This is a genomic window from Pseudomonas sp. 5P_5.1_Bac1 (assembly GCF_025466015.1).
GTDB lineage: Bacteria > Pseudomonadota > Gammaproteobacteria > Pseudomonadales > Pseudomonadaceae > Aquipseudomonas.
The window spans coordinates 98,858-112,043 of the sequence record NZ_JANLNX010000070.1; the positions used below are offsets into that span (position 1 = coordinate 98,858).

Annotated in this window: 15 protein-coding genes; 4 read left to right on the forward strand and 11 right to left on the reverse strand. The window is 66.1% G+C overall.

Annotated elements, in window-relative coordinates; all coding sequences use genetic code 11:
* Position 1: 1 nt before the first annotated feature.
* Genes paaE through paaA form a run of 5 tightly spaced genes read right to left on the reverse strand, consistent with a single transcriptional unit; the run spans position 2 to position 3,682 of the window.
* The gene (gene paaE, locus NTD82_RS15455) at positions 2 to 1,078 is read right to left on the reverse strand and encodes a 1,2-phenylacetyl-CoA epoxidase subunit PaaE (RefSeq protein WP_262129330.1); all 1,077 of its coding nucleotides are present in this window, start codon (positions 1,076 to 1,078) and stop codon (positions 2 to 4) included.
* A gap of 31 nt (positions 1,079 to 1,109) precedes the next feature.
* The gene (gene paaD / locus NTD82_RS15460; protein WP_262129331.1) at positions 1,110 to 1,643 is read right to left on the reverse strand and encodes a 1,2-phenylacetyl-CoA epoxidase subunit PaaD; all 534 of its coding nucleotides are present in this window, start codon (positions 1,641 to 1,643) and stop codon (positions 1,110 to 1,112) included.
* On the reverse strand, positions 1,630 to 2,385 hold the full coding sequence (gene paaC, locus NTD82_RS15465; RefSeq protein ID WP_262129332.1) for a 1,2-phenylacetyl-CoA epoxidase subunit PaaC: 756 nt from the start codon (positions 2,383 to 2,385) through the stop codon (positions 1,630 to 1,632). Before paaC ends, paaD begins: the two co-directional genes overlap by 14 nt.
* Positions 2,385 to 2,666 carry a 1,2-phenylacetyl-CoA epoxidase subunit PaaB gene (paaB, locus tag NTD82_RS15470; RefSeq protein ID WP_095155061.1) on the reverse strand — a complete coding sequence of 94 codons (282 nt, stop codon included), beginning with the start codon at positions 2,664 to 2,666 and terminating at the stop codon, positions 2,385 to 2,387. The genes paaC and paaB overlap by 1 nt, the downstream gene beginning before the upstream one ends.
* 26 nt (positions 2,667 to 2,692) lie before the next feature.
* Complete coding sequence (gene paaA, locus NTD82_RS15475; protein ID WP_262129333.1) at positions 2,693 to 3,682, reverse strand: 1,2-phenylacetyl-CoA epoxidase subunit PaaA; 990 nt, start codon at positions 3,680 to 3,682, stop codon at positions 2,693 to 2,695.
* Positions 3,683 to 3,896: 214 nt separating this feature from the next.
* Here paaA and NTD82_RS15480 point away from each other — a divergent pair, with 214 nt between their 5' ends.
* Positions 3,897 to 4,472, forward strand: coding sequence for an NAD(P)H-dependent oxidoreductase (locus tag NTD82_RS15480; RefSeq protein WP_262129334.1), 576 nt, complete (start codon positions 3,897 to 3,899; stop codon positions 4,470 to 4,472).
* Positions 4,473 to 4,475: 3 nt separating this feature from the next.
* A complete protein-coding gene (locus NTD82_RS15485; protein ID WP_262129335.1) occupies positions 4,476 to 5,051 on the forward strand; it encodes a TetR/AcrR family transcriptional regulator in 576 nt (191 codons plus the stop codon).
* A gap of 107 nt (positions 5,052 to 5,158) precedes the next feature.
* On the opposite strand, the gene paaK is transcribed toward NTD82_RS15485, so the two are convergent.
* The 6 genes from paaK to paaF all read right to left on the reverse strand — a co-directional run bounded on the left by paaK (position 5,159) and on the right by paaF (position 11,308).
* Positions 5,159 to 6,478, reverse strand: coding sequence for a phenylacetate--CoA ligase PaaK (gene paaK / locus NTD82_RS15490; protein ID WP_262129336.1), 1,320 nt, complete (start codon positions 6,476 to 6,478; stop codon positions 5,159 to 5,161).
* Between the two features lie 93 nt (positions 6,479 to 6,571).
* Positions 6,572 to 7,783 (reverse strand): 3-oxoadipyl-CoA thiolase, encoded by a 1,212-nt coding sequence (gene pcaF / locus NTD82_RS15495; protein WP_262129337.1) that lies wholly within the window; start codon positions 7,781 to 7,783, stop codon positions 6,572 to 6,574.
* A complete protein-coding gene (paaI, locus tag NTD82_RS15500; RefSeq protein WP_095155055.1) occupies positions 7,780 to 8,220 on the reverse strand; it encodes a hydroxyphenylacetyl-CoA thioesterase PaaI in 441 nt (146 codons plus the stop codon). The genes pcaF and paaI overlap by 4 nt, the downstream gene beginning before the upstream one ends.
* The gene (paaH, locus tag NTD82_RS15505) at positions 8,213 to 9,730 is read right to left on the reverse strand and encodes a 3-hydroxyacyl-CoA dehydrogenase PaaH (protein ID WP_262129338.1); all 1,518 of its coding nucleotides are present in this window, start codon (positions 9,728 to 9,730) and stop codon (positions 8,213 to 8,215) included. The genes paaI and paaH overlap by 8 nt, the downstream gene beginning before the upstream one ends.
* 4 nt (positions 9,731 to 9,734) lie before the next feature.
* Complete coding sequence (gene paaG, locus NTD82_RS15510; protein WP_095155053.1) at positions 9,735 to 10,526, reverse strand: 2-(1,2-epoxy-1,2-dihydrophenyl)acetyl-CoA isomerase PaaG; 792 nt, start codon at positions 10,524 to 10,526, stop codon at positions 9,735 to 9,737.
* 11 nt (positions 10,527 to 10,537) lie between these two features.
* On the reverse strand, positions 10,538 to 11,308 hold the full coding sequence (paaF, locus tag NTD82_RS15515) for a 2,3-dehydroadipyl-CoA hydratase PaaF (protein ID WP_262129339.1): 771 nt from the start codon (positions 11,306 to 11,308) through the stop codon (positions 10,538 to 10,540).
* Positions 11,309 to 11,547: 239 nt separating this feature from the next.
* Between paaF and paaY the strand changes: the two genes are divergently transcribed.
* Positions 11,548 to 12,147: a phenylacetic acid degradation protein PaaY gene (paaY, locus tag NTD82_RS15520; RefSeq protein ID WP_095155051.1), complete on the forward strand. Its 600-nt coding sequence runs from the start codon at positions 11,548 to 11,550 to the stop codon at positions 12,145 to 12,147.
* A gap of 75 nt (positions 12,148 to 12,222) precedes the next feature.
* Positions 12,223 to 13,146, forward strand: a complete 924-nt coding sequence (gene paaX / locus NTD82_RS15525) for a phenylacetic acid degradation operon negative regulatory protein PaaX (RefSeq protein WP_095155050.1) — start codon at positions 12,223 to 12,225, stop codon at positions 13,144 to 13,146.
* The last annotated feature ends 40 nt before the right edge of the window (positions 13,147 to 13,186 follow it).

Genomic DNA, 13,186 nt, shown 5'->3' on the forward strand with positions numbered 1-13,186 from the left:
GTCAGAGCTGATCGAAGTCGAGCACCACGCGCTCGCTCACCGGGTAGCTCTGGCACGACAGCACATAGCCGGCCGCCACTTCGTAGTCTTCGAGGGCATGGTTGCTGTCCATTTCCACTTCGCCTTCGATGACCTTGCACTTGCAGGTGGAGCACACGCCCGCCTTGCACGACCACGGCAGTTCCGCGCCGATGGCGTTGCCGGCTTCCAGCACGCTCTGGGTGTTGCGCGGCAGGTCGAAGGAGAGGGCGCGGCCATCGCTGATCACGGTGATCTGGCTCACTGCCGCATCCACCTGCCGCGCCGCTTCGCGGGCATGGCGGCGTTCGCTGTTGCCGGCAGTGGCGAACAGTTCGAAGTGGATGCGCTCGGCCGCCATGCCCTTGGCCTTCAGCGCATCGCGCACGGTCTCGGTCATTTCCTGCGGGCCGCAGATGAACGCGGCGTCGAGGTTGGGCACGTCGAGCCAGCGGCTGAACAGTTGCTCGCATTTGCCGGCGTCGATGCGGCCGTTGTAGAGGTCGATGTCCTGCTGCTCGCGGCTGAACACGAAGATCAGGTTGAGGCGCTGCAGGTAACGGTTCTTCAGGTCTTCGAGCTGTTCGCGAAACAGCGCGCCGCCGCTGGCGCGGTTGCCGTAGAGCAGGGTGACGCGGCTGTTCGGCTCGGCCTCCAGGGTGCTCTTGACGATGGACAGGATCGGCGTGATGCCGCTGCCCGCCGCCACGGCGAGGTAATGGCCGTGGCGCGCCGGATCGAGGGCGACGTGGAAGCTGCCGGACGGCGGCATCACCTCCAGCACGTCACCGGCCGCGAGGGCTTCGTTGGCAAAGGCGGAGAAACGCCCGCCGTTGACCTTCTTCACCGCCACGCGCAATTCGTCGTCGTTGATGCCGGTGCAGATTGAGTAGGAACGGCGCACTTCTTCGTCGTCCAGCCGGGTGCGCAGCACCAGGTACTGGCCCTGGGTGAAGCGGAAGGTTTCGCGAAGGTCGTGCGGCACGTCGAACAGGATCGACACGGCGTCGCGGGTTTCGCTGCGGACTTGCTTGACGGTCAGGCTATGGAACTGGCTCATGGAATTCTCCATCAGGCGCGCTTGGCCGCGCCTAGATGCACTTGAAGTAGTCGAAGGGCTCGCGGCAGTCGCAGCAGCGGTACAGCGCCTTGCAGGCGGTGGAGCCGAACTGGCTGAGCAGTTCGGTGTGCACGCTGCCGCACTGCGGGCAGGCGATCACGTCAGGCTCGCCCAGCAGGCTGCGCTTGCTGCTGCTGCCGACCGGCGCGGCGATGCCGTAGGCGCGCAGGCGTTCGCGGCCGCTGGCGCTGATCCAGTCGGTGGTCCAGGCCGGGCTCAGTTGCCGGCTGAGTCGCGGCGCGGCGAAACCGGCCTGCTCCAGCGCGTCGCGGATGTCTTGCTCGATCACCTCGGTGGCCGGGCAGCCGGAGTAGGTCGGGGTCACGGTCACGCGCAGGTGACCTTCGGCCCAGTCGAGGTCGCGGACGATGCCCAGCTCGACCACGCTGACCACCGGCACTTCCGGGTCCATGACCTGTTCCAGCACCGTCCAGGCCTGGTGCAGGTCGTCGGCCCGGGGCGCGCGGGCGCCGCGGTCGCTGGCGATCAGCTCACCAGGTCGCATCGGGATAGGCTCGCGGCAGGAATTGCATTTCCGCCAGCAGCAAACCGAGGTGCTCGCTGTGCACGCCCTGGCGACCGCTGAGGTAGAAGTGGCTGGCCGGCTGCGGCACCGGCAGGCTGGCGCGCTCGAAGGTGGCTTCGACCTGCCGCTGCCAGTCCAGCGCGACCTGCTCGGGATTGCCGATCACGCCGGCCTGGAACAGGCGCTGCTCGACGGCATCGGCCTCCACCAGCTCGACGGTGAAGCGCCAGACCTGGGGCAGGGCGGCGAGCATGCGCTGGCGGCTTTCCTCGGTGCCGTCGCCCAGCCGCTCGACCCACTCGCCGGAGCGGCGCAGGTGATACGTAACTTCTTTCAGCGCCTTGGCGGCGACGCCCTGCACACGCTCGTCGCTGGAGCGGCACAGGCCTTGAAGCACCGCGTAATGCCAGGCGTCGTAGAAGAACTGCTTGAGGATGGTCACCGCGTAGTCGCCGTTGGGCTGTTCCACCAGCAGCAGGTTGCGGTAGGCGCGTTCGTCGCGGCGGAACACCAGGTGATCGGCGTCACGGCCGTCATCGGCCAGCTCGGCGGCGTATTCCAGCCAGTTGCGCGCCTGGCCGACCAGGTCGAGGCCGACGTTCATCAGCGCCAGTTCTTCTTCCAGCGCCGGGGCGCGGCCGCACCACTGGCACAGGCGCTGGGCCTGGACCATGGCGCTGTCGCCCAGGCGCAGCAGGTACTGGATCAGGTCCTGGTTCATCACATGTGCCCCACTTCGGCCGGCAGCTCGTAGAAGCTGGCGTGGCGGTAGATCTTGTCTTCGGACGGGGCGAACAGCGGGTCTTTTTCGTCCGGCGACGAGGCGGTGATCAGTGCCGACGGCACCACCCACAGGCTCACGCCTTCATTGCGCCGAGTGTACAGCTCGCGGGCGTTCTCGATGGCCATTACCGCGTCGGCGGCGTGCACGCTGCCGACATGCTTGTGGTTGAGGCCGTGCTTGCTGCGCACGAAAACTTCGAAAAGGGTCCATTCGGACATGGCGGGGTTCTCCTGTCAGGCGGCGGTCAGGCGGCGTTCTTGTTGTGTTTTTTGCGGGCGTGGGCGACCGCGGCCGCGCGGACCCAGGCACCGTCTTCGATGGCCTGGCGGCGGGTGGCGACGCGCTCCTGGTTGCACGGGCCGTTGCCCTTGAGCACTTCGTAGAATTCGTCCCACTGGATCTCGCCGAAATCGTAGTGGCCGCGCTCGGCGTTCCACTTCAGGTCCGGGTCCGGGGCGGTGCAGCCGAGCAGCTCCAGTTGCGGCACGGTCTGGTCGACGAAGCGCTGGCGCAGTTCGTCGTTGCTCTGGCGCTTGATTTTCCAGGCCATGGACTGGGCGCTGTTGGGCGAGTGCTCGTCGCTGGGGCCGAACATCATCAGCGACGGCCACCAGAGGCGGTTGATCGCGTCCTGGACCATGTCCTTCTGCGCCTGGGTGCCCTCGCGCATCATGGTCAGCAGCAGTTCATAGCCCTGGCGCTGGTGGAAACTCTCTTCCTTGCAGATGCGGATCATCGCCCGCGAGTAGGGGCCGTAGCTGGTGCGCTGGAGCACCACCTGATTGACGATGGCGGCGCCATCCACCAGCCAGCCCACCGCACCGATATCGGCCCAGCTCAGGGTCGGGTAGTTGAAAATACTCGAATACTTGGCTTTTCCGCTATGCATCTTGTCAATTTCTGTATCGCGATCAGCGCCCAGGGTTTCCATCGCGCTGTACAGGTACAAACCGTGGCCGGCTTCGTCCTGAATCTTCGCCATCAGTTGCAGCTTGCGCTTGAGGCTGGGAGCACGGGTGACCCAGTTGCCTTCTGGCAGCATGCCGACGATTTCGGAGTGGGCGTGTTGGGAAATCTGCCGGATCAGCGTCTGGCGATAGGCGTCCGGCATCCAGTTCTTGGCTTCGATCTTGATCTCGGCGTCGATCCGTTCCTGGAAGGCGCGTTCCTGCTCGGACATCTCTTCGAGGGTCTTCAGGCGCTTGACGCCGGTTTCGACCAATTGTGCGTACATGAGGGGTCTCCCGCCTTTTTGTCGTGGGGGCTTCGGGGCGTGAGACAGTTATAAGTGATACAAAACCAAATATCAAACAGAAAAAATGGTGTCGTAATTGTTTTTTGTGTCGGATCGCAGCGTTGATGACGAACGGAGTCCGGGTTGATTTATGTACTAAAAGTAACCTACCTTTGGTATGTCGATATTTCATCTCAACAACCCGGAGAAACCCATGCACGCCTTGATCGTCGTTGCGCATCCCGACACCGGTTCCCTGACCCATCGCGTCGCCGCTGAACTGGCGCACGGCGTCGCCGAACACCACGCCTTCGAACTCGCCGACCTCAGCGCCGAAGGCTTCGACCCGCGCTACAACCCCGAGGACCTCGCCCTGTTCCGCAACCAGGCGGCGGTGCCCGCGGACGTCCTCACCGAGCAGGCGCGGATCGACCGCGCCGATGCGCTGGTGTTGGTGTACCCGGTGTATTGGTGGTCGTTCCCGGCACTGCTCAAAGGCTGGATCGACCGGGTGTTCACCAGCGGCTGGGCCTACGATCAGGCCGAGCAGGGGCTATTGCAGCGCCTGCCGGTGCACTTGGTCGCTATCGCCGGCGCCGGCCCGCGCACTTACGACAAGCACGGCTACGCGGTGGCGATGCACACCCAGATTGAACACGGGATCTTTGGCTATTGCGGTGCGCGGGTGGCATCCTCGACGCTTTTGACCCAGATGGATGAGCATTTCCCCGAGGGGCATTTCGACACCGCGCGGCGTATTGGCCGTGAGCTGTTCAGTCACAGGAGTTGATGCATGAGCGACACCCGCAAGCGCCTGACCCGCGAGCAGCGCCTGGAGCAGTTGCTGGACGTTTCCCGGCAACTGATCGCCGCGGAGGGCACCGATGCCCTGAGCCTGGGCCGGCTGGCCGAGGCGGCGGGCATCACCAAACCGACGGTGTACGACCATTTCGGTACGCGGGAAGGTTTGTTGACCGCGCTCTACCGGGATTTCGAAACGCGGCAGAACCTGCTGATCGACGCGGCCATGGCGGCGGGTGAAGCCAGCCTGGCGGGTAAGGCGCGGGCGATCGCCGACAGTTATGTCGACTGCGTGCTGGCCGAAGGGCGGGAGATTCCCGGGGTGTTGGCGGCGCTGGAAGGTTCGCCGGAACTGGCGCGGTTGAAGCGCGAGTGTCAGCTTGAGTTTCTCGGCAAATGCCGGACGGTGCTTGGGCCTTTTGCCGGGGCGCTTTCTACTGCGGGGTTATGGGGAATGCTGGGCGCGGCGGATGCTTTGTCCGGGGCGGCGGTGGCCGGAGAGATTGAGCACGGGCAGGCGCGGGAGGAGTTGTTTGCCGTGATCGTCAGTCTGGTGGGCAGAAGCTGAGGTGACGGCCTCATCGCTGGCAAGCCAGCGCCCACAAGGTCCGTTGCATGTCGATCCCTGTGAGAGCCGGCTTGCCGGCGATGAGGCCCGAAAGACGGACTCAGCCTTCAACCCGCCTGCTTGCGCTTGTCATACACATGGCACGCCTTGCCTTCCGAGCGTTTGATCGAGTACGCCGGCTGCAACACGATCCGGGAGCTGATGCCGATATGGGTCTTGATATGCCGGCTCAGTTCCGAACACACCTCTTTCTGCTGCGCCTCGCCCAGGTGCTGGTGCTCGCCGCGCAGTTCGACATGGATGTCGATGCTGTCCAGGTTGCCATTGCGATACAGGTGGATCTCGTAGCACTCCGAAAGCTGTTTGACCTTGAGCACCTGTTCCTCGACCTGGGTCGGGAACACGTTGACCCCGCGGATGATCAGCATGTCGTCGCTGCGCCCGGTGATTTTGTCGATGCGTCGCATTGGCCGCGCGGTGCCCGGCAGCAGGCGGGTCAGGTCGCGGGTGCGGTAGCGCACCATCGGCAGCGCTTCCTTGCTCAGGGTGGTGAACACCAGCTCGCCCAGCTCGCCGTCCGGCAGCACTTCGCCGGTCACCGGGTCGATGATCTCGGGGTAGAAATGGTCTTCCCAGACGGTCGGCCCGTCGCGGCTTTCGGCGCATTCCATGGCGACACCCGGCCCCATGATTTCCGAAAGACCGTAGATATCCAGGGCGGTGATGCCCAGGCGCGCCTCGATCGAGGCGCGCAGTTCCGGCGTCCACGGCTCGGCGCCGAAGATGCCCAGGCGCAGTGCCAGCTTGTGCGGGTCGATGCCCTGGCGTTCGATCTCGTCGGCCAGGTTGAGCATGTACGACGGCGTGACCATGATGATGTCGGGCTGGAAGTCGCGGATCAGTTGCACCTGTTTCTCGGTCTGCCCGCCGGACATCGGGATCACCGTGCAGCCCAGGCGTTCAGCGCCGTAGTGGGCGCCGAGGCCGCCGGTGAACAGGCCGTAACCGTAGGAAACATGCACCTTGTCGCCCTTGCGCCCGCCCGCGGCGCGGATCGAGCGGGCCACCAGGTCGGCCCAATTGTCGATGTCCTTTTGGGTATAGCCGACCACCGTCGGCTTGCCGGTGGTGCCGCTGGACGCGTGCAGGCGGACGATGTCGTGCTGCGGCACGGCGAACATGCCGAACGGGTAGTTGTCGCGCAGGTCGTTCTTCACCGTGAACGGGAAGCGCGCGAGGTCATCGAGGCTGTCCAGGTCGGAAGGGTGAACGCCCAGTTCGTCGAAGCGCTGCCGGTACATCGGCACGTTCTGGTAAGCGTGCTCCAGGCTCCAGCGCAGGCGCTGCAACTGGTGGGCGCGCAGTTCGTCGACGCTGGCGGTTTCCATCGGGTCAAGCACGGGGGCGGGGGAAAGCTGCATGTTCATGGGTTCACTCTAATGTTGTTGTTGTCTGCGGCCGGCACGTCGGCCCGAGTGCATGGCGCCAAGCATAACCCGGCGCCATGGAGCGTTCAGTGTTCAGTCGTCGAGGCGTTCGATAATCATCGCCAGGCCCTGGCCGACGCCGATGCACAAGGTGCACAGGGCGTAGCGGCCACGGCGTTGTTCCAGTTCGGTGAGGGCGGTGGTGACCAGCCGTGCGCCGCTCATGCCCAGCGGGTGACCCAGGGCAATGGCGCCGCCGTTGGGGTTGACCCGCGGATCGTCGTCGGCCACGCCCAGTTCCCGCAGGACCGCCAGGCCCTGGGCGGCGAAGGCCTCGTTGAGTTCGATCACGTCCATGTCGGCCAGCGCCAGGCCGGCCAGCTCCAGCACTTTGTGGGTCGCCGGCACCGGGCCGATACCCATGATTCGCGGTTCGACCCCGGCGCTGGCCATCGCCACCACCCGGCCCCGGGCCTTCAGGCCGTAGCGACGGGCCACTTCGCGGCTGGCGAGGAGCACGGCGCAGGCCCCGTCATTCACACCCGACGCATTGCCGGCGGTGATGCTGCCGCCTTCGCGGAAAGGTGTGCCGAGGCGTTGCAACTGTTCCAGGGTGGTGTCGGCGCGCGGGTGCTCGTCCTGTTCCACCAGTTTCGCCGGGCCTTTGCGCTGCGGAACCGGCACCGGCACGATTTCCAGCCCGAGGCGGCCGCTGGCCTGGGCTGCTGCGGCGCGTTGCTGGCTGCGCAGGGCGAAGGCGTCCTGGTCGGCGCGGCTGATGTTGAACTGCGCGGCGACGTTTTCGGCGGTCTCCGGCATGCTGTCGATGCCGTACTGCTGCTGCATCAGCGGGTTGACGAAGCGCCAGCCGATGGTGGTGTCGAACAGTTCCGCCTGGCGCGAGAACGCTTGTTCAGCCTTGCCCATCACCAGCGGCGCGCGGGACATCGATTCGACGCCGCCGGCCAGCACCAGCCCGGCTTCGTTGCAGCGAATCGCCCGCGCCGCGGCGCCGACCGCTTCCAGGCCGGACGCGCAGAGGCGATTGAGCGTGACGCCGGGCACGCTGATCGGCAGGCCGGCCAGCAGCGACGACATGCGCGCGACGTTGCGGTTGTCTTCGCCGGCCTGGTTGGCGCAGCCGTAGAACACATCGTCCACCTGGCTCCAGTCCACCTGCGGATGGCGTTGCATCAGGGCGCGCAGCGGCACCGCGCCGAGGTCGTCGGCGCGCACGCCGCTCAGGGCGCCGGCATAGCGCCCGATGGGGGTGCGCACGGCGTCGATGATCAGGGCGTCATTCATGTCAGGGTCTCCGGTTCGAGTACGCTGCCGCGTACCTGGTAGGACTTGCCGCGAAACAGCGCGATCAATTTGCCGTGCTGGTTCTCGATGCGGACGTCATAAGTGCCGGTGCGTTTGCCGCGGCTCAGTTCAGTGCAGTCGGCGGTCAGGGTGTCGTCGAGAAACGCCGGGGCGATGTACTCGATGCTGCAACCCTGGGCCACCGTGGCGTCGTTGTGGCTGTTGCAGGCGAAGGCGAACGCCGAGTCGGCGAGGGTGAAGAGGAAGCCGCCGTGACAGGTGCCGTGACCCTGCAGCATGTCGGCGCGCACGCTCATGCCGACCCGCGCGGTGCCCGGGCCGCTGGCAAGCAGGCGCATGCCCAGGCCCTGGCTGGCGGCATCGCGGTCGAACAGGGCCTGGGCGCAGCGGCTGGCCAGATCCAGACGGTCATTCATGAAAGCGTGCTCCTTCGGCCCGTTGCCGACGCAGTTGCAGGGAGGGGCGATAGCGTTCTTCGCCATAGGCGGCTTGCAGGTGGTCAAGCACCCTCACCAGGGTGTCGGCGCCGAGCTGGTCGGCCCAGGCCAGCGGGCCGCGGGGGTAATTGACCCCGGCGCGCATCGCCAGGTCGATGTCCGCCGCCGAGGCCACCCCTTGCAGCAGGGCGTCGGCGGCTTCGTTGGCGAGCATGGCGACGGTGCGCAGCACGCACAGCGCCGGGCTGTCGCGCAGCGGGGTGACGGCGATGCCGGCGGCGCTCAGCAGTGCGACGACCTGGTCCACGGCGTGGGTCGAGGTGGCGTTGGCGCAACTGATGCCCACCCGGGTGCAGCGCCGGTAATCCAGGGCCAGGTCCAGCAACACCAGTTCGGTCAGGCCCTCATCGGCGGCGCGCTGGCTGGCAAGGCGGCCGTCGCTCAGGGCCAGGGTGGCGTCGCCGACCCGTAGCAGCCCGCGTCCGGCGCGGCGGCTGATGCTCACGCCGTGTTCGCTCAGGCGCTCCAGCAACGGCTGCAGCAGTCCGGCGTCGCCTTCGACGATCACGGCCGGCGTCTTCGCCGGGCTGATGAGGCTGGCGGCGGACGGGCGCACGGCGCCTTCGCGGTAGTCATAGAAACCGCGACCGCTCTTGCGTCCGAAGTGACCGGCGTCCACCAGTTCTTTCTGGATCTGCGAGGGCTGGAAGCGCATGTCCTGGTAATAGGCGTCGAACACCGAGCAGGTCACCGCGTAATTGACGTCGTGGCCAATCAGGTCGGTCAGTTCGAAGGCGCCCATGGCAAAGCCGCCCGCCTCGCGCAGCAGGGCGTCGAGGCTGGCGCAGTCGGCGGCGCCTTCCTGCAGCAGGCGCAGGCTTTCGGCATAGAACGGCCGGGCCACGCGGTTGACGATGAAGCCGGGCGTGGAGCGCGCCAGCACCGGTTGCTTGCCCCAGGCCAGGGCGGTGGCGAGCACGCGCGCGGCAACGTTCGGATCGGTGGCGAGGCCCTTGATCACTTCCACCAGGGCCATGACCGGCGCCGGGTTGAAGAAGTGCATGCCGACCAGGCGCTCGGGCCGGCGCATGCCGGCGCCGAGACGGGTGATGGAAATCGACGAGGTGTTGCTGGCGAGGATGCAGTCAGGGGCGCAGAGCGATTCCAGTTGGTGCAGCAACGCCTGCTTGACCTCCAGGTTTTCGACGATGGCTTCGATCACCAGGCCGGCATCGGCCAGGCGTTCAAGGCTGTCCGCCGGCACCAGCGTGGCTAGGCAGGCGTCGCGGGCGCTGGCCGCCAGTTTGCCGTTGTCGACCCGCTTCGCCAGTTGCCGGGCGATGCCGTCGATGGCTTGGGCGGCGGCGCCGGGGCGGTTGTCGTAGAGCCAGACCCGGTGCCCGGCGCTGGCGGCCACTTGGGCGATACCGGCGCCCATGGCGCCGGCGCCGATCACCGCGACGGGCACGTTGCTGTTGAGTGCGCTCATCGACTCAGTACCCCTTGAACTGCGGCGTGCGTTTTTCCATGAAGGCGGCGACGCCTTCGCGGTAGTCCTCGCTGCGTCCGGCCAGGCGCTGCAGGTCGCGTTCGAGGGTCAGTTGCTGCTCGAAACTGTTGTCCAGGCTGGCGTGCAGGCTGCGCTTGATCAGGCCGAGGCCGTAGGTCGGCTGGGTGGCGAGCTGGCGGGCGAGGGCGATGGCCTGGTCGCGCAATTCGGCGTCATCGACCACGCGGTAGATCAGCCCCCATTCCAGCGCCTGCTCGGCGCTCAGGCGCTCACCCAGCAGGGTCAGCGCCTTGGCCCGGGCCATGCCGACCAGCCGTGGCAACGCCCAGGTGCCGGCGGAGTCGGGAATCAGGCCGATCTTGCAGAACGCTTGGATAAAGCTCGCCGAGCGCGCGGCCAGGACCAGGTCGCAGGCCAGCGGGATGTTGGCGCCGGCGCCCGCGGCGACGCCGTTGACCGCGCAGATCACCGGGATCGGCAGTTCGCGCAGGGTGCGGATCAGCGGGTTGTAGAAGCGCTCGATGGACAGGCCGAGATCGGGCATTTCCGCGCCGGGGGCGACGTTGCGGTCGCTGAGGTCTTGCCCGGCACAGAAGCCGCGGCCTTCGGCGGTCAGCAGCAGGACGCGGACGTCGCTGTTGTTCTGCACGGTCTTCAGGGCGTCACGCACTTCCTGGTGCATAAGCGTATTGAAGCTGTTCAGTTGCTCGGGGCGGTTGAGGCTCAGGGTGGCGACCCCGGCTTCAATGGAAAACAGGATGTGCTGGTAGCTCATGGCGGGTCCTCTTAACGGCCTTTGAAGTCGGCCGGGCGTTTTTCCTGGAAGGCGCGGATGCCTTCGTTGCGGTCGGCGGTGCCGGCCAGCAGGGTGAAGGCGTGGCGTTCGAAGCGCAGGCCGCTGGCCAGGTCCAGGTCCTGGGCCTTGAGCAGAGCTTCCTTGGCCAGGCGCACCGCCAGCGGCGCTTTGGTAGCGATGCGCTGGGCGATCTGCAGGGCGCGTTCGACGGTCAGTTCCGGCGGGGTGATTTCGCTGACCAGCCCGGCATCGAGGGCGCGACGGGCGCTGATGGATTCGCCGGCGAGGACCATCTGCATCGCCAGCGACTTGCCCACCGCCCGCAGCAGACGCTGGGTGCCACCGGCGCCGGGCATGATGCCGAGGTTGATTTCCGGCTGGCCGAACTGGGCGTCGTCGCCGGCGATAAGGATGTCGGCGTGCATCGCCAGTTCGCAGCCACCGCCGAGGGCGTAGCCGTTGACTGCGGCAATCAGCGGTTTGGGGAAGCGGGTGATTTGTTGCCAGTAGGCCTGGCGTGGGTCGTCGAGCATGCCGACGAGGTCGCGCTCGGCCATCTCGTTGAGGTCGGCGCCGGCGGCGAAGGCCTTGCGGCTGCCGGTGATAACCACGGCGCGGACCTCGAGGTCATCGGCGCAGCGTTGCAGTTCGTCCGCCAGCTCGCCCAGCAGTTCGGTGGTCAGGGCATTCAGTGCATGTGGACGATGCAGGGTGATCAGGCGGGTGGCCTGATGCGCCTGCACCACAAGGGTGTGCGGCATGACGACTTCCTCGCAAGGCTCGCCGGACCCGTGGGTCGGCGTTTTATTGTTGGACGGGCTCGATGGCCGTTTCGCCAAAGTATAGGCATAATGCGATACAGAAAAACAATATCGACAATCAAAAATGTGTCCAATGATCGATTGTAATACTCAGGGAAGTCCGTTATTCCTAAGAAAAACCTCGTGTTAGGGGGTTTCGTGAGTACGACTGTTGCGTATCGTTTTCGAGGAGAAGTGGCATGACTTGTTACAGCATTGACGGCCTGACCCCGGTCATTCACCCCACCGCCTACGTGCACCCGTCGGCGGTATTGATCGGTGATGTGATCATCGGGCCGAACTGCTACGTCGGCCCGCTGGCCGCGCTGCGCGGTGACTTCGGACGGATCGTCCTGGAGGAGGGCGCCAACCTGCAGGACACCTGCGTCATGCACGGCTTTCCGGCCAGCGATACGGTGATCGAGCGCAACGGCCATGTCGGCCACGGTGCGGTGTTGCACGGGTGCCGGGTGGGCGAGGACGCGTTGATCGGGATGAACGCCGTGGTGCTCGACAACGCCCGCATCGCTCCGCGCTGCATCGTCTCGGCGGGCGCGCTGGTCAAGGCCGGGTTCCACTGCGAGGAGCAATCGCTGGTGCTGGGCTCGCCGGCAAAAGTGACCCGGCGCCTGAGCGACGACGAAGTGGCCTGGAAACAGACCGGCACCCGCGCCTATCAGCAACTGACCAGACGCTGCCTTGAAAGCCTGCGCGAGTGCGAGCCGCTGAGTGAAATCGAAGCCGGACGCGGCCGTTACCGTGACGACGCCGTGCGCCCGAAATTACCGGGCGGCGCCTGAACCGCCGGCGCGCGCCGAGCATGGTCATGCCGCGGGCGCGCGGGTATATTCCTTCCTTTTCTGACCGGAACGCTTATGTCGTCCCTCACGCCACTCGACCACCTGATCGACCGCTTCCAGCAGCAGACCCCGGTTCGCGCCAGTTCCCTGATCATCACCCTCTATGGCGATGCCATCGAACCCCGTGGCGGGACGGTCTGGCTGGGCAGCCTGATCCAGTTGCTCGAACCCATGGGCATCAACGAACGGCTGATTCGCACCTCGATCTTTCGCCTGACCAAGGAAAACTGGCTGACCGCCGAGAAAGTCGGCCGGCGCAGCTACTACAGCCTCACCGGCACCGGGCGGCGGCGTTTCGAGAAGGCCTTCAAGCGCGTCTATGCGGCCAATCCACCGGCGTGGGACGGCTCCTGGTGCCTGGCGGTGCTGACCCAGTTGCCGCAGGACAAGCGCAAGGAAGTCCGCGAGGAACTGGAATGGCAGGGCTTCGGCGCCATTTCCCCTGGCGTGCTGGGTTGCCCGCGCTGCGAGCGTGCGGATGTCAGCGCCACCCTCGCGGACCTCGGCGCCCAGGAAGACACCATCCTCTTCGAAACCACCGCCCAGGACGTGCTGGCCTCCAAGGCGCTGCGCATGCAGGTGCGCGAAAGCTGGAAGATCGACGAACTGGCGGCGCACTACAGCGAGTTCATCCAGTTGTTCCGGCCGCTGTGGCAGAGCCTCAAGGAACAGGACACCCTCGACCCGAAAGCCTGTTTCCTGGCGCGGGTGCTGCTGATCCATGAGTACCGCAAGCTGCTACTGCGCGATCCGCAACTGCCGGACGAACTGCTGCCGGGTGATTGGGAAGGCCGCGCGGCGCGGCAGTTGTGCCGCAATATCTACCGGTTGATCCACGCCGCCGCCGAGCAGTGGCTGGAGGCGGCGATGGAGACGGCGGACGGGCCGTTGCCCGAGGCGGGGGAGGGTTTTTACAAGCGGTTTGGTGGGTTGACCTGATAAAAATGCCAGTTGTGCCGCTCATGGCCCAAGAGGCTTA